Annotated in this window: 13 protein-coding genes; 5 read left to right on the top strand and 8 right to left on the bottom strand. The window is 70.9% G+C overall.

Annotated features, from left to right (window positions below; all coding sequences use genetic code 11):
- Positions 1 to 294 precede the first annotated feature (294 nt).
- The 7 genes from ACSRUE_RS32595 to ACSRUE_RS32625 all read right to left on the bottom strand — a co-directional run bounded on the left by ACSRUE_RS32595 (position 295) and on the right by ACSRUE_RS32625 (position 11,053).
- Positions 295 to 1,884, bottom strand: a complete 1,590-nt coding sequence (locus tag ACSRUE_RS32595; RefSeq protein ID WP_441287003.1) for a hypothetical protein — start codon at positions 1,882 to 1,884, stop codon at positions 295 to 297.
- A gap of 268 nt (positions 1,885 to 2,152) precedes the next feature.
- The gene (locus ACSRUE_RS32600; protein ID WP_441287004.1) at positions 2,153 to 4,201 is read right to left on the bottom strand and encodes a rhamnogalacturonan lyase; all 2,049 of its coding nucleotides are present in this window, start codon (positions 4,199 to 4,201) and stop codon (positions 2,153 to 2,155) included.
- A gap of 428 nt (positions 4,202 to 4,629) precedes the next feature.
- The gene (locus tag ACSRUE_RS32605) at positions 4,630 to 6,276 is read right to left on the bottom strand and encodes a mechanosensitive ion channel family protein (RefSeq protein WP_441287005.1); all 1,647 of its coding nucleotides are present in this window, start codon (positions 6,274 to 6,276) and stop codon (positions 4,630 to 4,632) included.
- Between the two features lie 185 nt (positions 6,277 to 6,461).
- A complete protein-coding gene (gene aroA, locus ACSRUE_RS32610; RefSeq protein WP_441287006.1) occupies positions 6,462 to 7,763 on the bottom strand; it encodes a 3-phosphoshikimate 1-carboxyvinyltransferase in 1,302 nt (433 codons plus the stop codon).
- Positions 7,764 to 8,048: 285 nt separating this feature from the next.
- On the bottom strand, positions 8,049 to 8,963 hold the full coding sequence (locus tag ACSRUE_RS32615; protein WP_441287007.1) for an isoaspartyl peptidase/L-asparaginase: 915 nt from the start codon (positions 8,961 to 8,963) through the stop codon (positions 8,049 to 8,051).
- Positions 8,964 to 9,016: 53 nt separating this feature from the next.
- On the bottom strand, positions 9,017 to 9,577 hold the full coding sequence (locus ACSRUE_RS32620; protein ID WP_441287008.1) for a hypothetical protein: 561 nt from the start codon (positions 9,575 to 9,577) through the stop codon (positions 9,017 to 9,019).
- 975 nt (positions 9,578 to 10,552) lie between these two features.
- Positions 10,553 to 11,053, bottom strand: coding sequence for a hypothetical protein (locus tag ACSRUE_RS32625; protein WP_441287009.1), 501 nt, complete (start codon positions 11,051 to 11,053; stop codon positions 10,553 to 10,555).
- A 380-nt stretch (positions 11,054 to 11,433) separates the two neighbouring features.
- On the opposite strand from ACSRUE_RS32625, the gene ACSRUE_RS32630 reads away from it, so the two are divergent.
- The 3 genes from ACSRUE_RS32630 (at position 11,434) to ACSRUE_RS32640 (ending at position 17,011) form a co-directional block, all read left to right on the top strand.
- Positions 11,434 to 13,254: a hypothetical protein gene (locus tag ACSRUE_RS32630; RefSeq protein ID WP_441287010.1), complete on the top strand. Its 1,821-nt coding sequence runs from the start codon at positions 11,434 to 11,436 to the stop codon at positions 13,252 to 13,254.
- Between the two features lie 55 nt (positions 13,255 to 13,309).
- Positions 13,310 to 14,701 (top strand): pyridoxal phosphate-dependent aminotransferase, encoded by a 1,392-nt coding sequence (locus ACSRUE_RS32635; RefSeq protein ID WP_441293153.1) that lies wholly within the window; start codon positions 13,310 to 13,312, stop codon positions 14,699 to 14,701.
- Between the two features lie 90 nt (positions 14,702 to 14,791).
- Positions 14,792 to 17,011 carry a protein kinase domain-containing protein gene (locus ACSRUE_RS32640; protein WP_441287011.1) on the top strand — a complete coding sequence of 740 codons (2,220 nt, stop codon included), beginning with the start codon at positions 14,792 to 14,794 and terminating at the stop codon, positions 17,009 to 17,011.
- Positions 17,012 to 17,069: 58 nt separating this feature from the next.
- Here the strand turns inward: ACSRUE_RS32640 and ACSRUE_RS32645 are convergent, their stop codons facing one another.
- Positions 17,070 to 17,501: a response regulator gene (locus ACSRUE_RS32645; protein ID WP_441287012.1), complete on the bottom strand. Its 432-nt coding sequence runs from the start codon at positions 17,499 to 17,501 to the stop codon at positions 17,070 to 17,072.
- Between the two features lie 343 nt (positions 17,502 to 17,844).
- Between ACSRUE_RS32645 and ACSRUE_RS32650 the strand changes: the two genes are divergently transcribed.
- The gene (locus ACSRUE_RS32650) at positions 17,845 to 18,351 is read left to right on the top strand and encodes a DUF2505 domain-containing protein (RefSeq protein WP_437768127.1); all 507 of its coding nucleotides are present in this window, start codon (positions 17,845 to 17,847) and stop codon (positions 18,349 to 18,351) included.
- A 225-nt stretch (positions 18,352 to 18,576) separates the two neighbouring features.
- A complete protein-coding gene (locus ACSRUE_RS32655; RefSeq protein ID WP_441287013.1) occupies positions 18,577 to 19,941 on the top strand; it encodes an NAD(P)/FAD-dependent oxidoreductase in 1,365 nt (454 codons plus the stop codon).
- Positions 19,942 to 19,965: the final 24 nt, after the last annotated feature.

Below are 19,965 nucleotides of genomic sequence, written 5' to 3' on the forward strand. Positions count from 1 at the left end.
CCATTTCCCTGGTTTCTTGGCGCCCTTGGCGCCATGGCGGCTTTCTGCCGATCCGGGGCAACTTCCCGCTGCAATGTTAGGATGTGGGAGAGCGCGGCGCGAAGCGTGGTGAACGCCTATGCCACGAGGCGAGCAACGGGATCGATGTGCGGGGTGCCAGGAGGAGGCGGAGCGCCCCCGGGCATGCTCTGACGCCTCGGGGTGCGGGGCGGAGGCGCGGATAGCGCCCCCCGAGCCCCGAATGTCGTCAGGCCGGCAGCTCGGATTCCCGCCGGCCTCAGGCGTTCGCCAGGATCACGTCGGTCCCGGGGCGCCGTCCGCGATCCATTTACGCAAGATCTCGAGCTGCGCCGGGCTGACGGTCGGCCCCCCCGTGCTGGGCGGCATCACGCCCGTGATGCACTGCGCCGTGGAGGACTGCTGGCAACCCGCGGCCCCCGCCTTGTCGGCGGCCTTGAGGTAGAGCCAGCTGTGGTCGGGATCGCCCGGGACGACGAGCTTGTACTGGCCGCCGTCGCGGGAGGGCACGTTGACCAGACCGTCGACGATCTCCTTGGAGCTGAGGCGGCCACCGAGCGACAGCCCCGCGTTGGGGCCCGACTCGGCGTGGCAGCCGCTGCACAGGTTTGTCGCGCTCTCGAAGATGGGCCTCACCTTCTCGTGGAAGTACCCGGACTCCTCCGGCAAAGGCGCATTGGGATCCCTGACATCCTCGGGGTCCAGGTTCTCCTTGATGATCTTGATCTCGGTATCCATCTCGCGACACTGCGCGACGAGATCGTCCTTCAGCTTCTGATCCGTCGGCGACATCCCCTTGGCCCGCCGGTACTTCTCCCACACGTTGTCGATCCAGCCGTGGAGCTTCCAGAACATGTAGTTGTCGATGTTCGCGCTGGTGTTGTTCACACCGTGCGTCGTGTTGCCCGGCCGCGCCCACTTGGCGTGCAGAACGAAGTGGAGCCCCACCCACGGCATGTTGGTCGCCCCCGCCAGCTTCTGCCCGACGTTGCACTGAAGCCAGAAGCCGAGCTCGCCTTCGTCCTTGAACCTCGCGAGGTTCTCGGGCTTGTCGATCTCATCACCGATTTTCCCGGCTTCGAGGGCGGCCGCGTCCCAGTTCTTCCACGCGGAGCGCCACTGGGACGGCACATCTTCCGCCTTGGTCGGGAACTTGGTGAAGCCCGTGAACTGCTCTTTATGATTGGGCCAGAGCTGCTGCAGCGCCTGGATCATGTGGCGGTGAAACACGAGGAACTGATAGCCGTCGCCGGCGGTCTGACAGTTCTGATCCTTCGGGACCAGCTGCTTGAATTTGCAGATGCCCACCTTGCTTCCGGCGCCCCCGAAGTTGCAGGCGCGGATCGCGTGCCACTCGACGTGAGCGTCCTGCCACCTGTTTTCATACATCCAGTCCAGGACCTGGGGCTGCACCGTCGTATCGACGATGTCCGGGCTGTTGTTGCCGGGCGGAAAGAACTCCGCCGGGCCATCCTTCATGTTGGGATCCGAGTCGCTCGGGTGGGGCATGTACCCGCTCACGCAGTGGTCGTACGCAGGATGGTCGTCCGGACCGCCGCCGACGCCGGCGCCTCCAGAGCCCGAGACCGAGCCCGAGCCCGACTCCGCGCCCGTGCTCGCCTGCGAGCCCGCGCCGGTGCCCGCGCCAGAGCCTGAGTTCACGCTCGACTGCGAGCCCGCGCCGCCCGTCCCGCCCGTCACGTCGGGTCCTCCCGCGCCGCCTTCCGACGCGCCGCTCAACGAGTTGCCATCGTCACCGGCGCACGCGCTGAGCAGCAACGCGGCCAGCGCGGCCAGCGTGGCCAGGCCCCGCCGGGACGTACGGAGGTCGGTTGCAGAACCCTGGTTCAGGTCGATAAATCGCATGTCGCTCTCTCAGGCTCTCAGGCCGTTAGGCTCAGTCCGTCAGGCGCAACCCGCCTCGCCTCGGGCAGGTAACACCACTCTATCAGCGCCACGCGAGCTTCGTCAACGATGTTAACGAACATACTGTGCTCGTGGATTTATAAACCTTGTGAACGCTCACAGGCAGTCTGTGCAGTGAGGGCGGCCCTTTCGACGCGTGGTGACTCGGTAGCCAGGCCGTGGGCTTCAGATGTCGAGTCGAGCGAGGCGACTCGACAGCGCCTGTGTCTCAGCGGACGTGGATATCCGGCTTCGGCGGCGCAGCCATCCCCTCCCCGATATGGAAGCTCGGGTGAGGCGGCTGGTTGTACGCGCCGTTTTGCCACGAGATGGCAACGCGGTACTGCGGATCGTGCATCAAGGTGTAGATCCGGTTCGTCGCGACCTGGTTCGTGGTGAAGATGCGGATGGAATCGCCGCAGCGGAAGATCACCTCTTCACGCCAGTCGCCCAGGATGTCGGCGCTGAGCGTCGGCGTGCTCTTCGTGCCGTTGTTCGAGGTACACCCGGCGGCCGTGAAGTTCCCCCCCTGGCCGTCGGCCTGGCGGATGCCGTTGCCGTCGAGGAGCTCCCGGCTCAGGTCCGCGTCCCACCAGATGAGGAAGTTGCTCGACGCAGGGCGGCTCCCGACGCCCCCGCCGTCCGAGCCGCGCAGCAGCTCGCTGTTGTTGACCCACGCCTCGCTGCCGGGGCTGCGCGGGTCGACGTCCGCCGCCACACCCCGGCCGGGGCCCTCCTCGCCGCCGTTGCCTGGCCCCTTCCAGAGGACCTCGCACGTGCGGGCGTCGCGCATGGCGTAGGCGGGCGACTCGCTGCCCTCGTACGGCTGGAACACCTCGAGGCCAGGGCGCGACGGGATGTGATCCGTGACGTGCAGCGCGTCGCCGTGAGCATAGAAGTCCACCGCGCAGAGGCCCTTGCCGTCGTTGTCGAACGTCGCGCCGCCGTTGATGATCTCCTGCTGCGGGTCGTCGTCCACGTTCGCGACGCTGATGGAGTGGCAGCCCTTGCCGCCGAACGCCTCGTTGGCGCGGCTCGAGCTGGAGTCGAACGTCCAGAGGTTCGAGAGCGCGCCGTCGCGGTAGTTCCAGGCCGAGAGCGTCGTGCGCGCGTAATAGCCGCGCCCGAACACCACACTCGGGCGCCCCGTGTCGTCGAGGAACGCGATCGTGCCGACGAAGCGGTCGACGCGGTTGCCGTAGCACTCGTTGTTGCCCCAGCTGCACACGTCGCCGCGCCCGACCTTGAACTCGGTCGTGGCGAGCTCCGCGCCGGTGTCGCCGGCGAACACGGTGAGGTACTCCGGGCCGGTGAGGATATAGCCGTCGTTGTTGCGGTAATCCTTGGAATCGTCATCGCCGGCCGCGGGCCCCTTGCTCAGGTACTCGCCCCTCCCGTCGCGCGTCCCCGGCGCCGTCTTGACGGCCACCTCCGCCTTCCCGTCGCCGTCGAGATCGTACACGAGGAACGGCGAGTAATGCGCTCCGGCCCGGATGTTCACGCCGAGATCGATGCGCCAGAGCCGCTTGCCGTCGAGCGAGTAAGCGTCGAGGTAGGTCTTGCCGGTGCGGCCGGCCTTCGAGTTGTCCTGGAGGTTCGACGGATCCCACTTGAGGATGATCTCGTACCGCCCGTCGCCGTCCACGTCTCCCACGCTGCCATCGCCGCTCGAGTACGTGTAGCCGTCCCCTGCGGGCGGCGGTGTCGTCGGGATGGACAGGGCTCCATCCTTCCATACGGGCGCGGACTCCGACTCGCCTTGCTCGACGCCGCCGACGACGGGGCGCACGGTGTAGACCGAGCTCGGAGAGCCGCCGCGGTCCACGAGGTTCGTGGAGTCCGTGAGCGGCGCGGCGTTGACCTTGACGCCGTCGCGGTAGACGTTGAACGCGATGTCGTCGGGGTCGTAGCCGAACAGGCGAAAGCCCACGTACGTGCCGCCGTCCGTGGGCACGGCCACGACACCGCGGTCGAGGTCTTCCATCTGCGCGAACCCCGTCGGCCCGCCGGCGCCCGCGCCGCCGCTGCCAGTCGCGGCGCTCGTCCCGGCGCCGCCGCTGCCGGACGCGGCGCTCGTCCCGGCGCCGCCGCTGCCGGACGCGGCGCTCGTCCCGGCGCCGCTGCCGCTGCCGCTGGACGCCGCGCCGGTCGCGCCGCTGCCGGTCCCGGCGCCGTCCCCGCCGGCCCCGTCCGAGCCGGCTCCGGGTTCACCGCTCGATCCGCATGCCAGGTGAGCGGTAGCGAGCGAAAAGCAGATCAAGAAAATAGGTCGTCTCATGCATACCTCGCGCGGCCCCTCATCGTCCGGTCGGCGCCTCGCCTCCCGGCCGTGAGCGGAATGGTGGCCTCGTTTCTCACCCAGGTTGTGAGAGCAGGACGAAGTCAGTCACGAGAATTGCACGGGACGCACGATTTCTCGGGCATTGAAAATTTACCGCCATGCGCCTGAGGACAACGGGCTCGACTGGCCCGAGCCCCTTCCGGGTAGCAGGTGCTCGCGCTCGAACGGCTCGCCGCGAGAACGGTTGTGGTGGGGATGGGGATGGCGCTCGCGGCGCTTCTACAGCGGTCTCGTCGGTGATCTTGATATCGAGGTAGAGGCTGCTCTTGACCTGCTCGGCGAGCGAGCGGCCACCGACGATCCAGTCCCCGGGATCGACGTACGGAGAGGGCGGTCGCGCGGGGCCCGGGCGGCGCGCCGCCGGCTCACGCCGACGCGATCCCCCCCGTCGGGCCCGTGGCGCCCCGCGGCTCGCCCTCTCCCCCGAGCGCCACGCGCGCCCGCGGGAGGTACCGCCCGCCCTCCAGCGACGTCAGCCGCTTGATGAGCCCCTCGCGCACCGCGCAGCGCAGGTCCCAGAGCTTGCCCGCCTCGGAGGACGAGACCAGCGCGCGGAGCGCGATCGTCTGCGCCGTCGCGTCGACCACGACGAGGCCCGCGACCTTCCCGTCCCAGTTCGCGTCGGCGGCGCACAGCCGCGCGACCTCCGCGCGCATCTCGTCGATCGGGACCGTGTAGTCCGCGTGGATAAAGACCGTGCCGAGCAGATCCGGCGACACCTTCGTCCAGTTCTGGAACGGCTTCTCGAGGAAGTAGGTGATCGGCAACACGAGCCGGCGCAGATCCCAGACCTTCACGACCACGAACGTCAGCGTGATCTCCTCGATCCAGCCCCACTCCCCCTCGACGATCACGGTGTCGCCGATGCGGATCGGCTGTGAAAAGGAGAGCTGCAGGCCGGCGAGCAGCGTGGAGATCGACTTCTGCGCCGCGAAGCCGACGACCACGCCGGCGATGCCGGCGGAGGCGAGCAGCGAGACCCCGACCTTCCGGACCACGTCGAACTGGAGGAGCACCAGCGCGACAGCCACCACGCCCACGAGCACGCTGGCGATGCGCCGCAGCATGGCGACGCGGGTCTTGCTGCCCCGGACGAGCGCCGCGTCCGCGGTGCTCGCGGTCACGCGCTCGGTCACCGTGTCGCCGGCGAAGCGCACGAAGCGCGTCGCGAGCCACGCCGTGGCGGCGATGAGGAGGGTCTGGAGGAGCGTGTCGACGACCTCCTGCGCGGGGGCGGCCAGGCGCAGCGGCCTGACGAGGCCGCTCGCGAGCGCCAGCATCAAGAGCGCGCGCAGCGGCGTCTGGATCCCGTCGAGGAGCCGGTCGTCCCACTGCACCTCCGTCCGCCGCACGAACCTGCTGACGGCGACGGAGACGAGGCGGCCGAGCAGCAGGCCGCCGAGCGACGACGCGGCGATCGCCGTCGCGAGGCCGAGCCACTGCCAGGCGGCGAGCCCCAGGAAGCGCACCCGGGAGAGCACCGCCGGCAGCCGCTCGGCGATCGGCCCCGGACCGAACGCCTCGTGGAGCTCGGGCACGGCCGCGACCGTCGATCGCGAGACGAGCCAGATCCGCGCGCCGCCCGGGCCGCCCGCGCGGCTCAGGACGATCGGGATCGCGGTATCCCCGAGCGGGATGCGCCCGATCTCGTCGCGGCCGGGCCCGTCGGCCGGATCGCCCTCGGGCTCGTCCGAGAGCTCCTCCCACACGTTCCAGAGCCGCTGATCGAGCACGAACGTGAGCTGCGCGGCGAGCTCGGGCCCGCGCTCCGCCTGCGCGGCGCGCGGGATGGCGGACAGGTCGAGCGCGTACGCCGCGACATCGTGGCGCCCCTCGCGCGAGGCGTCGACGAGGAGCCGCAGGGCGCGCCGGGGCGTCGAGCGGTCCGCGTCCGCAGGCGCCGGCGGCAGGCCGTCCTGCGGCCCCGCGGCGGCGCGCGTCGAGATCATGAGCACGGCGACCAGCAGCGCGAGCAGCGCCGCCGTCGCGATCCCCGTTCGGGTTCGCTTCACTTCGTCAATCTCCGGGAACTGGTACCGAGCGCACGGCGGCGGGACACGTGCTCGTCCCGGGCCGAATCGGCCGGGATGCTTCGCGCAGATTGCTTTGAAGTCAAACAAACTCGAGCGTGGCGCGCGCCGGCGCCGGTCCGCCGGGACGGCGGCTCACGCCGGATGCCGATCTCCGCCGACCGCGGTCACCCCGGCCGCGCGCCGCCGCCGACCGCGATCCGGCACCGCTCGACGTCTTCCCAGAACGTCGGATACGTCTTCGCCACGCAGGCCGGATCCTCGATGGTGATCCCCGGCCGGCACAGCCCCAGGATCGCGAAGCTCATCGCCATGCGGTGGTCGCTGTAGCTGCGCACGAGCGCGGGCGTCAGCGGCCGAGGCTCGATGCGGAGCCAGTCGTCGCCGTGGGTCACCTCCTGGCCCAGGCGGCGGAGCTCCGCGACCGTGGCGGCGAGGCGGTCCGTCTCCTTGATCCGGATGTTCGCCACGTTCCGGATCGTCGTCGGCCCCTCGAGGAGCGGAGCGATCGCGGCCAGCGTCATCACGGTGTCCGAGATGTGGTGCATGTCGACGTCGATGCCGCGCAGGCGCCCGTCGCTGCGCACGGTGGTGGCATCGGCCTGCCGGCTCACGCGCGCGCCGGCCTGCTCCAGGAGCTCGACGAACCGGTAGTCTCCCTGCAACGCCCCCTCGGCGAGGCCGGGCACGGTGATGGATCCGCGCGCGGCCGCGGCGAGCGCGAACGGATAGCTCGCGGACGACGCGTCGGGCTCGATCGGGTACGCCCGCGGGCGGTACCCCGCGGCGGGATGGACCGTGAACCCGCCCGCGGCCTCGTCGATGCGACCGCCGAAATCCGCGACCATGCGCCGCGTGATCTCGACGTAGGGGCGACTGACCAGCTCGCCGGCCACGCGCAGGTCGATGGCGGCGTCCGCGAAGGGGCCTGCCATCATCACCGCAGAGAAGTACTGGCTGGAGCGATCGCCGCGCATCGTCAGCGTGCCGCCCTTCAGCCGGCCGCCCCGGATCCGGAGCGGCGGACACCCGGTCGCGCACGCCACGTCCGCCCCGAGCTGCCTGAGGCCGTCGACCAGATCGGCGATCGGCCGCTTGGCCATGTGCTCGTCGCCGACCAGCACCACCTCCCCCGGCACGAGGCACGCGAGCGCCGCGAGGAACCGCACCGTGGTGCCGCTGTTCCCGACGAACAGCTCGCGCCCCGGCGCGCGCAGCCGGCCCCGCCCTCCCTTCACCACCAGCGTGTGCGGCCCGGCGTCCTCGATCCCGATCCCCAGCGCTTCCAGGGCGGACCGCATGTGCCGCGTGTCGTCGCTGTGAAGCACCCCCTCCAGCGTGCTCTCACCGTCGGCGAGCGCAGCCAGCACGAGCGCGCGGTTCGTGATGCTCTTCGAGCCAGGGACCCGCCAGATCAGATCCGGCGGCGAGGACAGCGGGGTGATGGGCAGAGGACCGGCAGGGATCATGGGGGCGGCGGACTATAGCGGGGCGCTTCTTCGTGCGCCACGGGCTCACCGCGTCGAACTCCGCCTGATGGTCTGTCTGGACGGCGATCATCAGGCCGCCTCGCCGTGCATGACGCGCCATGATCCGACGCGCGCGACAGCGCCGCGCCTTGGTCGCGAACACCCCAGCTCAGGACGAACGCGGGTTGACAGTGATGCTCACGAGCGCGCACGCGAGAGCGCCCGGGGCGTCACGTGACGAACAGTGACCATGGAATAACTGGGGGGGTCTCTGTCAAAAACAATTCACACACCGCTCTCCTCGCCCCAATCGCCGACCGCTGCCCACGACATGGTCGCGGTCGAGCGCGCCAGCCCGAACCGCCCAGTCCGATCGAGCGCGATGACGCCCCCTGTGGTGTCGAGGCGCTCCGCCAGGTGCGCGATGATCCCGCTCGACGCGTCGACCGCGCCGACGCCGGCGCGCATCCGCTCCACGGCCGAGTGCGCCACGGCGAGCCGGATCATCCCCTCGCCGTGGCCGGTCGTCGACACGGCCCCGGCCTCGTCGTCAGCGTACGTCCCTGCCCCGATGAGGGGCGAGTCCCCCACCCGCCCGACCCGCTTGTTGACCGTGCCGCCCGTGCTCGTCGCCGCGGCGGTGAGCCCGCCCTCGTCGAGCGCCACCGCGCCGACCGTGTTGCCCGCCCAGGAGGTCGCGCGGATGCCTTGCTGGGCCGCCGCGAGCGCCTCCCGGGCCGCCTGCGTGATGAGCGCCGCCTCGCCCACGGGCGTGAACCCCTTCATCCGCGCGAACCGCGCGGCGCCGTGCGCGGCGTACAGCACGTGCCGGCCGTCCTCCAGCGCCGCGCGCGCGATCGCGATCGGCTCGGCGAACTCCGAGAGCGCGCAGACCGCGCCGGCCCTGAGCCCGCGGCCCTCCATGATCGACGCGTCGAGCTCGACGTGGCCCTCCTCGTTGAGGCACGCGCCCGTGCCCGCGTTGAAGAGCGGATCGTCCTCGAGGACGCGCACCGCGCGCTCGACCGCGTCGAGCGCGCTCCCTCCCTCGGAGAGCACGCGCGCTCCCTCGCGCGCCGCGCGGAGGCACCCCGCCGCATGCAGCGGCCGCCGCTCCGGAGCGACGTTGCCCGCGCCGCCGTGGACCAGGACGGTGCGCCGCCCGCCGCGCCCGCCCAGAGAATGGATGACGTGCTTCACGACCGTGGCACCCTACCGCGGCGCGCGCCGGGAGGTCCACGCCCACCCGACGCTCACTCGGGCGGGAGCGCGCTCCGCTTGGCCTTGAGATCGTAGGCCATGCCGCACGGCAGCGCCGCGAGCACCGGCGCGACGCTGAGCTCGCCGGCGACGAGGTCCTCGCACCGAGACCCCGCCGTGGACACGAACTCGAAGGACATCGTCGCCTTGAACCCCGCGACGTCATCCCCTCTGCCGCCGAGCTGCCCGAGCGCCCGGTCGCGGCGCTCGAGGGAGCACGGCGGCCCCGGCGGCGCGTCGCCGGCGCGCATGTCCACCACCACGCGCCCGCCGATCGAGAAGCTCACGTCGTCGTCGTCGATGACGCCTGCGATCACGCTTGCGCCGTTGTTCCAGTACAGGGCGCCGTCGCCGCGCGCGAGCTCGACGTCGAACTCCCACAGGCGCTTCGCGCCGAGCGCCCCCTCCCCGCACGTGTTCGCCGTCTGTGTCCCCACCACGTGGAACGCGCCGAGCGCGGTCCCCCGCTCCGGCGCCTCCAGATCTCCGAAGGCGTCGGCGCACGCTGGAAGCAGGGGCAACGCCGGCAGCATCGCGAGCAGCAGCATCCGCATCGAGCCCGCGTACCAGACGGGCACGGCGCAGGACAAAAAAGCGCTCGTGGGCAATGGAAATAAAAACGGGTCGGGTGCTTCGCTCGCACCCGACCCGTCCCGTGGGCCTCTACCGGAGGCCTTCTGGACCCCGCTTGATCCCGCCTGTGCGGCGCCACCCCTGTCCCATCGCGACGAGCGTTCAGCCCCGGAGCGCCGGTGAGAATCGTTGCCGGAAGACCTGAGTCTTCCTCGATTCCCTCTCTGCCGGCTTCGCGGAGGTCGCGATGGCAGTCAACAGGTTATCGAGCGCCGGACCTGGCCGAGCGCGGTAGCGTTTTGCAAGGCCCCGATGACCCTGCGTCCACGCTCCACGAGGGTCAGCCGTTCCCAGCCTCCGGTATAGAAGAGCCACTGGTACTGTGCATGGTGTCCATCCCTCCTCCGGCTTGCCGGCACCCCGCGCCGGATCGAAAGAGATCGTCCGGCATGGCAAGGGTGTTCGATTGCGGATCAGCGGAGAGCCCGCCGATCTGGTGTCGACCCCGGCACCGTGGTGCTCCACGGCAGGACCATCCTGGAGCTGATGCTCCGTCCGAGGCCGAGGACCAGCGTATCACCGCTGTTCAGGCGAGCAAGGGGCTCACGCACCGAAACATCGAAAGCGACTCTCTTCCATTCCATCCATGTCCACCCGCGGTCCGCAGGGCCCCACCGCTCCCACCGCGTCTCGCAGCGCAGCCGGGCAGGCGGCGTTCGTCGTTCCACATCGCACGCACGTCACACGTCGCACGCCGCACGCGGCCAGGCAGGCGTCACCGGACGTTCAACCAGGCAGGGCGAGGTGCAAGGCGCGTCTCTGCAGGACGAGGCGCAGCGTGCTCCAGCGAGACGACGTGCCGGACGCAAACGCGTGGCTGCCGGAACTGGTCCGGTGGAACAACGTCGAGGACGTCGCGCGGCGGATCAGCGCGCCATGACCGGGCCTCGCGCGTGTCAGACGTGCGCGAACCAGCTCGCCTCCTCGCCCTCCGGCAGCGCCGTGGCGAGGACCGCGAGCATCGCGTCGATCTCTTCCTTCGTGTGGACCCCGCTGCGCAGGATGGCCGCCGGGCCGTCGACCCCGGGCACCACGACCGACTCCACCGCGAGCGCTGTGTCGACTCCATAGCCGTAGGACGCCAGCGTCACGACCGCGGTGGCTTCGCGGTCGTCGAGCAGCCGACGGATCGTCAACGTGCGGCGCACGCGCTCGCTGTCCTCGGCCCACGACGCGAGCCACGCGCGCGCCGCCTCGTCGAGACCGACGAGCACGAGCTGCGCGGGAGGCAGCGCGTCAGGATCGGCCGCGGCGACGGCGGCGCGGTGGAAGCCCCGCACCTCCCGGCACCAGAGCGGCGGCGTGCCGTCGACCCGGACGAGAAAACCGTAGGGACCGCGGGCCCCCTCTCGCTCCGAGCCCCCCGAAGAAGCGGAAGAGAAACTGTCGTTCGACACGAAGGGAGACGATACACGAGCTCTGCTCGGCGGAGGAAGCCCGCTCAATTGCGCAGCACGTCGAGACGACACGGCTCCGCCCCGGTCACACCTGTCACACGCACGCCGCCTGGGTACGCTCGCCGATGCCCATGGCGGCAACAACGAGAACGCCACACTCCCGGGATTTCGGCTAAGGTGGCGCCGCCTCCCCCGTGGAGCCCGTCCGGGACGGGGTGCGTCCTGCACCTACGGCGTCGCCCCGGCCGACGGGCTCCAGCCCGCAGCGACGGGTCGGGGCGGCAGCAGCGCCCGACGCCGGGCGCGCTGCCGCGGAAGGCCGGCGAAGAGGCCCGCCGGCGCGTCCCGCGTCACCTCGATCCCGATCCGAACCGCAGGCAATGAAGCTCACGTCACAACAAGTCATCGAGATCGTCATCGCGCTCTGCGCCTATTTCGGCGTCGCGTTCGCGCTCAACTGGTTCGCCCCGTCGCGGCTCCGCGTGCTCGCGCGGTACAGCACGGTCGCCGCGGGCGTCGCGCTCTTCTTCTATGGTCTGGACCGGTACATCGACGAGCACGCCCGCGCCGTGGACATGGCGAAGGTGGCGATCGCGATGGGCGCCGCGCTCTGCGTCTTCTACGAGACGCACCGCGAGGGGATGCGCCGGCCGATCGCGGAGCGCTGGAAGCGGTTCGCCGGCGTGGCGCTCGGTGTCGCCGCCATCATCGCGTACTTCAACGGCTTCCGCTTCGGCTATCCCAAGTACTACCATCGCTGGGATCAGTTCCATTATTACATGGGGGCCAAGTACTTCCCGGAGATGGGGTACGACGGCCTCTACAAATGCGCGCTGATCGCGCAGGACGAGCTGGGGCTCGTCACGTACACGAACGAGGACACCGGGCGGCAAGTCAAGCTGGACATGTCGAAGGAGGTGCGCCACCCGGACAAGAAGATCCGGAACCTCGGTGGCGACAACCTCCTCATGCCGGCGAGCGAGGTGCTCAGCACGCCCGAGATGTGCAAGGCGCACTTCGCACCGGAGCGCTGGGACGCGTTCAAGGCCGACGTGCAGTTCTTCCGGACTGCCTCGGACAAGGGCTACTGGGAGGACATGCAGAAGGACCACGGCTACAACCCGCCGCCGGTCTGGACGATCATGGGTAAGTTCTGGGCGGACCTCCAGCCGGCCAGCACCCGCTACCTCCAGTTCCTCGCCAGCTTCGATATTTTCTATCTGCTCGGGATGTTCGCCGCCCTCTACTGGGCCTTCGGATGGCGGGTCTTCGCCGTCGCGGCGATCTTCTGGGGCTGCCAGTCGTCGGCGCCTTTCTACTGGACGGGCGGCGCGTTCCTCCGGCAGGACTGGCTCTTCTACCTGGTCCTCTCGGCCTGCCTCATCCGGAAGCGCTACTTCAAGCTCGCGGGCGCGAGCATGGTCTACGCGGGCCTCCTGCGCATCTTCCCGGGCCTGCCCGTGATCGGCTGGCTCACCCTCGCCGGGATTCACCTCGCCCGCCACAAGCGCATGGCGAGGTCGCACGTGCAGGTGCTGATCGGCGGCGTGCTCGCGGCCGCCGTGCTCATTCCGGTGAGCATGAAGGTCTCGGGCACGGACTCGTACCGGCAGTTCTACGAGCACACGCTCAAGGTGCACGACCAGACGCCGCTGACGAACCACATGGGCCTCCGCGTGCTCGTCGGTCACGAGCCCGGTACGGGCGTCGAGTCCGGCCGCATGAAGTACACGAAGGACACGAAGCTCGTCGATCCGTTCGAGGTCTGGAAACGGATGCGCAACGAGCGCTACGCGAAATACCGCTGGGTCGCCTACGGGATCATCGCCGCGAGCCTGGCGGGCTTCGTCTACGTGTGCCGGCGGGTCCGCTCGCTGTGGGTGGCCCAGTGCCTCGCCCAGATCTTCGTCATCCTGCTCTCGCAGCTCACCTGTTATTACTATTCATTCATGATCTTGAGCGCGCCGCTCACCCGGGTGAAGCGCCAGATCGAGGTGCCCCTGTTCGGCCTGGCGGCGCTCAGCCAGTTCATCTGGATCACGTTCAACTACAACGACGACAAGTACACGGTGCTCACCGCTGTCTCACTCGCCTTCTGCTATTACCTGCTCTGGATCTTCTCGGGTAAGACGATGCCGTGGGCGCGGCAGCCCGAACCGGCGAGCGAGGACAGCGGAAAGCCGACGGCCCAGCAGGCCTGAGGCGCTCGCCTCCTGCTGGGCGCCACGGCAGTGTCTTCATGCCTGGAAATAGATGATGATAGAAGCAGAGCGAGAGCATCCCGACGAGCGAAGCGACCTCCAGGAAAGCGAGGCCCGGCCGAGCGATCCTGGGGCGGCGGCCGACCGGGGGAACACGCCGGCCCCGCCGCGCGGCGACGACCGGGCGGTCCACGCTTTCCGGAAGGTCCCGCGGACGGGCGTCATCTATGTGACGACCGAGGCCGCGCGCCTGGGGTTCAAGGCGGGCGCCGACGAGGGGACGGACGGCTGGTGCAACCTCGGGCAGGGCCAGCCGGAGACGGGCCCGCTCCCGGGCGCGCCCGCGCGCTGCGCGGCGGTGCCGATCTCCGGAGACGACCAGGAATACGCGCCCGTGGCCGGCCTCTGGGAGCTGCGCGAGGCGATCGCGTCGCTCTACAACCGCGCGTACCGGCGGGGCATGCCGTCGCGCTACACGGCCGAGAACGTGGCGGTGTCGGGCGGGGGTCGCATCGCCCTCACCCGCGCCGCGGCGGCGCTCGGGCAGATCAACCTCGGCCACTTCCTCCCCGATTACACCGCGTACGAGGAGCTGCTCGACGTCTTCCGGCTGTTCTCGCCGATCCCGATCCTGCTCGAGGGAGAGCGCGGCTACTCGTTCTCCGTCGGCGACCTGCGCCGCGAGATCCTGGGCCGCGGCCTGAGCGCGATCCTCGCCTCGAACCCCTGCAACCCGACCGGGAAGCACGTGCGCGGCGAGGAGCTCGCCGCCTGGGTCCGCACCGCGAAGGAGCTCGATTGCGCGCTCCTGCTCGACGAGTTCTACTCCCACTACATCTACGGGATGGGCGACGTGGCCCCGATGGAGAGCGCCGCGCGCTACGTCGAGGAGGTCGACCGCGATCCGGTCGTGATCTTCGACGGCCTGACCAAGAACTGGCGCTACCCCGGCTGGCGCGTCACGTGGACGCTGGGGCCGCGCGAGGTCATCGAGGCGGTGGCGAGCGCCGGCAGCTTCCTCGACGGCGGCGGCTCCAAGCCGATGCAGCGCGCCGCGGCAGAGCTGCTCACCATCGAGCACACCCGCGCAGAGACGACGGCCATCCACCGGACGTTCTCGCACAAGCGTGGGATCATGCTCGAGGGGCTGCGCAGGATCGGCGTCACGGTCGACGCGGAGCCCGAGGGCACGTTCTACGTGTGGGGCTCGGTCGCGGATCTGCCCCCGGGGCTCTCCGACGGCTACGCCTTCTTCCGGGCGGCCCTCGGGGAGCGGATCATCGTCGTGCCGGGCGAGTTCTTCGACGTCAACCCCGGCAAGCGCCGGGCGGGGCGGCCGTCGCGGTTCCGCCACCACGTCCGCTTTTCTTTCGGCCCGAGCGAGGACGTCCTCGTCCGGGCGCTCGGGCGGCTCGAACGCATGGTAGGCGAGCGTCGCCGGGCCTGACACCGGCGGCGCCGCGCAGGGGAGCGGGAAGACGGGGCCGAGCGCCAGGTCTTGTCGCGCTGCACGTCTTCCGACATGGTGGGGGAGCGCGTGGCCAAAGATCCGTGGAGTGATTGGAACGACGACGACCCCGGTAACTTCCAGCCGGGCGATACGATCGGCCCCTACGAGCTGCTGTTCCCGGCAGCCGTGGGCGGCATGGCCGCCGTGTGGGCTGCGCGGCTCAGGCGGCCCAACGGCTCCGTCCAGATCGTCGCCGTCAAGCTGCTGTCGGACGCGATGCGCGGGGATGACGACGCGCGGGCGATGTTCCTCGACGAGGCGTGCACCGCGTCGCGGATCCTCCACCCGAACGTCGTGCACATCCTCGCGTACGGCGAGGTCCGCGACCGGCCGTACCTGGCGATGGAGTGGATCGACGGCGCCCCGATCGCGAAGATCTTCTCGAACCAGAAGGCGAAGCGCGCGCTCCTGCCGCTCGGCTGGGTGCTCCACGTGATGATCGACGCGTGCGCCGGGCTGCACGCGGCGCACGAGGTCCGCGACGACACGGGCGAGCTCCTCAACCTGATCCACCGCGACGTCACGCCCGAGAACGTGATGGTGACGTTCGACGGCATGGTCAAGGTCGTCGACTTCGGCGTCGCGAAGACGCGGGCGCGCGCGCAGACCAGCCGCGTCGGCGCGATCAAGGGCAAGACCGGGTATTTCTCGCCCGAGCAGGTCATGGGTGGGGCGCTCGACCGCCGCAGCGATCTCTTCTCGATGGGCGTGCTGCTCTACCTGCTCGTGACGGGCCACACGCCGTTCCGCGGCAAGGGCCCGCTGGAGGCGATGCAGCAGATCGCCAACCGCAACCCGCAGCCGCCGCGCGAGATCATGCCCGAGGTCCACCCGGAGCTCGACCGCATCATCATGCGGGCGCTCGCCAAGAACCCGAACGAGCGGTACCAGACGGCCGCCGAGCTGCGCCGCGATCTCGAGCAGGTGAGCGCCGCGGTCCGCGAGAGCTACACCGACAAACAGGTGGGCCAGCTCGTCCGCGATCTGCTCCCCGGGGTCGCCGAGGCGCGCAAGGAGCGGATCGATCAGGCGCTCGACGAGCTCGACCGGATCCTCGCCGAGCGCGCCCACCCTCAGAAGCCGCAGGCCTCGCGCCCCGAGGACGCGACCGAGGTGATGCTGCGGCGCATCTCCATGCTGCCGATCCTGCAGGACGGCCCGGAGGCGACGGAGGGCGGGGGCGCGGCCGACGCGGCGCCGCCCTCGTCCCCGGCAGGCCCCGCGAGCTCGCGCATGTCGGGGCCGGCAAGCTCGCGCATGTCGGGGCCGGCCAGCTCGCGCATGTCGGGGCCGGCAAGCTCGCGCATGTCGGGGCCGGCAAGCTCGCGCATGCCGGCGCCGACGAGCCCGCGCCGCGCGAACGCCGACCCGATGCGCAAGTCGAATCCGGACGCGACGCGCAAATCGACCCCGGATGCGACCCGCAAGTCGAACCCCGACGGCGCAGGCTCGCCGCTCGATTTCCCGGCGGGGCTTTCGCCGCTGCCGCTGCTCCCGCCGCCGCTGCACGTGGGGCCGCCGGTGCCCCCGGGGCCGGCGGCTTACGCCGGTCCGGCGGCGCACGCGAGCGGCCCCACGGGCGCTGTCGCGTCCGCGCCCGAGCGCCGCGCGTCCCCTCCCGCGAAGGGGTCCTTCGTCCGCGTGGCGTTGCTCGCGCTGATCGTCCTGGGCGTGGTCGCGGCCGTTGCGTTCGTGCTGCTCGCGCGTTCCGGCCGCATGCGGCTCGGCGGTGCGGCGGTGCCCTCCGCCAGCCCCAGCGCGTCCGCGCCGACGGTGCAAGCGCCCGATGCCGGCGCCGATGTCGCGGCGAAGCCGGACGCGGCAGCGACGGCGTCGACGATCGCAAGCGACGCCGTCGCGGACGCCGCGGCCCCGACCGACGCAGCCGCGGCCGAGCTGATCGCCGACGCGGCCGCCCCCGTCGACGCGGCCGCCCCGGCCGACGCGGCCGCGGATGCCGCGGTGCCCGCCGATGCAGCCACCCCTCTCCCGAGCGGGCAGCCGGCGTACGTCCCCGGCGCCGCACCCGCGCCGGGGGCGCCGTACCCGGGCTCCTCGGTCACCCCTGCGCCGCGCGTCCCAGGGCCCCTGCCCACGCCGTCCGTCACCGGGTGGCCACGGCCCGCGAGCCAGCCCGGGCTGCCGGCGACTCCGCCCGCCTCCACGCTGCCGCGCGGGCCCGTCCCCGGCCAGGCGCCGCCGCGGCCGCGCCCCGCTGCGCCCCCCCTCGACCTGGCGCCGCGGTAGCGCCTTCGGACCGGGCGCGGCTGCCTCCCCCGCAGCCCGCGCGGCCGGCGCATCGCGCTCAGTCGTCCGTCGGCTCCTCGGGCTGCGCCTCGTCGGGCGGCGGGGGCGGGGTGGCGCGGGCCGCAGCTTTCTTCAGCGACGACTCCGCGAGCGACACCAGCATGGCGAGGTTCACCGGCTTCGAGAGCAGGAAGATCGCGTGCCGTCGCAGCGCGCGGATACGAGCCTGCTGCGACTCATCGGCCGTCACGACGAAGACGGGCGTGTCCCGGTTCAGCGCTCCCTTGGCCGAGAGCGACTCGAGCACGCTGAAGCCGTCGATCAGCGGCATGTGCAGGTCGAGCACCACGAGATCGAACTTGCGCGCCGAGAGCCGGCGCAGCGCCGGCGCCCCGCCGTTCGCCTCCTCGACGTCGCCCAGCGTGCGGAGCGAACGCGCAAACATGGCTCGGATCGCGGCGTCGTCGTCGATGACGAGGATGCACGTCACAGCGTCATGGTCGCACGGACGCAGAAGCGCTGGAAGCCCGCCGCCGGCCCCCGCATCGCCCGGAGCGCGCGTACGCAAGCGTGCGCAGCGCCGGTCTCCAACTCGCGGCGTCGCCTCCAACCCCGCGGCTGCTCCGCGCCCCCGCGTCCGCCTGCGCACGGCGTGACCGCGCGCGCCACGCGATCGGAGCGACGAGCGCCCGGCGCGCGCAACGCAGACGGACGCGTCGGCAGCGCAGATCCCGTGTTCGGCGGTCCCGGCCGAGACATGGACGCCACGTACGGGCTGCGGTACACGCGGAGCTGGACGTCATCGACCCCGCGCACCGCAAAGGAACGATCCCATGGGCAAGTTCACCCTCACACACGAGATCAACTGCAACCTCGAGACGTTCTGGAAGCTGTTCCTGGACAAGACATTCAACGAGGAGCTCTACAGGAAGGAGCTCGGTTTCCCCGAGTTCACGATCACGGAGCAGGTCGAGACGGCGACGGAGATCATCCGGAGGTCGGCCGGGAAGCCGAAGATGAATTTGCCCGGCCCCGTCGAGAAGCTGCTCGGCTCCGGGTTCCGCTACACCGAAGAGGGCAGGCTGAACAAGGCGACGAACGTGTGGACCTTCAAGCTGACGCCAAGCACCCTGGCCGACAAGATGCGCAACGAGGGCGTGGTGCGCGCCGAGGCCATCGGCGACAACAAGGTGCGTCGGATCGCCGAGATCACGATCGAAGCGAAGGTGTTCGGCGTCGGCGGCATGCTCGAGAACAGCGCCGAGAAGGAGCTGCGGCAAGGGTGGGAGGTCAGCGCGGTCTTCATGAACAAGTGGATCGCCCAGGGCAAAACGGCCTAGCCGGGCCGGCGGCGATCGGCCGCTCCCTGCCGCGCACCCCCCGGGGCGCCTGACGCCGGCGCTGCCCGACGAACGGACGGCGACGCCGACGAGAGCGGGACGACAGGGGGACGAGAGGGGATCGCGAGCGGCCGCCTCGCGGCCTCCATCCCGCGAACGAGCGAGGGCGCGCCCCTGCACGTCCAGGGTCAAAGCGGGAGATCTGCGGCTCCGGCTCTTGCTGCGATGGCGTACGGGAACCAGGGCCACGGCATGGAGCACGTCGTCATCATCGGTGCCGGCTTCGGCGGCCTCTACGCGGCGCGGGCGCTCCGGCGCGAGCCGGTACGGGTGACCGTGATCGACCGGCACAACCATCACACGTTCCAGCCCCTCCTGTATCAGGTCGCGACGGCGGGCCTGAGCGCGAGCGACATCGCCACGCCCATCCGCCACGTGCTGCGCAAGCAGAAGAACACGAGGGTGATCCTCGCCGAGGTGAAGGCGATCGATCCCGTCCACAAGCGGGTGATCTTCGAGGACGGCGAGCTCGGCTACGACAAGCTGATCGTCGCGGCCGGGGCGTCGCACTCGTACTTCGGGAACGACGCGTGGGAGGCCGTCGCGCCCGGGCTCAAGACCGTCGAGGACGCGCTCGAGATTCGCCGGCGCGTCCTCCTCGCCTTCGAGGCGGCCGAGCGCGAGCAGGATCCGGCGCGGCGGAGCGCCTGGATGACGTTCGTGGTGGTGGGCGCGGGCCCGACGGGCGTCGAGCTCGCCGGCGCCCTCTCGGAGCTCGCGAGGCACACGCTCGTGCGCGAGTTCCGGCACATCGATCCGAGCAAGGCCCGCATCCTCCTGCTGGAAGGGGCCGGGCAGGTGCTGCCGTCGTACGTGCCGGAGCTCGGCGAGAAGGCGCGACAGCAGCTGGCCGCGCTCAACGTGGAGGTGCGGACGAACTGCCGCGTCACCGACATCGACGAGGAGGGGGTCTCGATCGGCGACAAGCGGATCGAAGCCAGGACCGTGCTCTGGGGGGCCGGCGTGGCGGCGTCCCCCCTCGCCCGCACCCTCGGAGCGCCGCTCGACCGGGCAGGGCGCGTGCTGGTGGCGCCGGACCTGACGGTGCCGGGTCACGAGGACATCTACGTCATCGGCGACCTCGCGTCGCTGAAGCAGGAGGACGGGACGCCCGTGCCCGGCGTGGCGCCCGCGGCGATCCAGGGAGGGCGCCACGCCGCGCGCTGCATCGCGCGCACCCTGCGGGGGCTGCCGCGGCTGCCGTTCCGGTACAACGACCGGGGATCCCTGTCGACGATCGGGCGCGCCGCGGCGGTCGCCGACTTCGGCAGGCTGAAGCTCTCCGGGTTCCTGGCGTGGCTCGCGTGGCTGTTCGTGCATATCCTCTTCCTGATCGGCTTCCGTAACCGCTTCCTGGTGCTGTTCTCGTGGGCCCTGTCCTACGTGACCTACGAGCGCGCCTCGCGGTTGATCACGGGCGCGGTCCCGCCGCTCCTGGAGGACCACCGCGCGCCGGAGCTCGAGGCGCGCATGGACGGTGGCGCCGTGAGGAGGCACCAGCCGATGGAGCCCGCGCGCACGCGCGCATAGCCGCCGCCCGAGAACACACACGCC

The organism is Sorangium sp. KYC3313, assembly GCF_052075895.1.
GTDB classification, from domain to species: Bacteria; Myxococcota_A; Polyangia; order Polyangiales; family Polyangiaceae; genus Sorangium; species Sorangium cellulosum_B.

What these genes read in the sequence shown, in the direction of transcription:
- ACSRUE_RS32635 (WP_441293153.1), top strand. Translation starts at nt 13,310, where the DNA reads ATGATAGAAGCAGAGCGAGAGCATCCCGACGAGCGAAGCGACCTCCAG.
- ACSRUE_RS32595 (WP_441287003.1), bottom strand. Translation starts at nt 1,884, where the DNA reads ATGCGATTTATCGACCTGAACCAGGGTTCTGCAACCGACCTCCGTACG.
- ACSRUE_RS32655 (WP_441287013.1), top strand. Translation starts at nt 18,577, where the DNA reads ATGGCGTACGGGAACCAGGGCCACGGCATGGAGCACGTCGTCATCATC.
- ACSRUE_RS32630 (WP_441287010.1), top strand. Translation starts at nt 11,434, where the DNA reads ATGAAGCTCACGTCACAACAAGTCATCGAGATCGTCATCGCGCTCTGC.
- ACSRUE_RS32650 (WP_437768127.1), top strand. Translation starts at nt 17,845, where the DNA reads ATGGGCAAGTTCACCCTCACACACGAGATCAACTGCAACCTCGAGACG.
- ACSRUE_RS32600 (WP_441287004.1), bottom strand. Translation starts at nt 4,201, where the DNA reads ATGAGACGACCTATTTTCTTGATCTGCTTTTCGCTCGCTACCGCTCAC.
- ACSRUE_RS32620 (WP_441287008.1), bottom strand. Translation starts at nt 9,577, where the DNA reads ATGCGGATGCTGCTGCTCGCGATGCTGCCGGCGTTGCCCCTGCTTCCA.
- aroA (WP_441287006.1), bottom strand. Translation starts at nt 7,763, where the DNA reads ATGATCCCTGCCGGTCCTCTGCCCATCACCCCGCTGTCCTCGCCGCCG.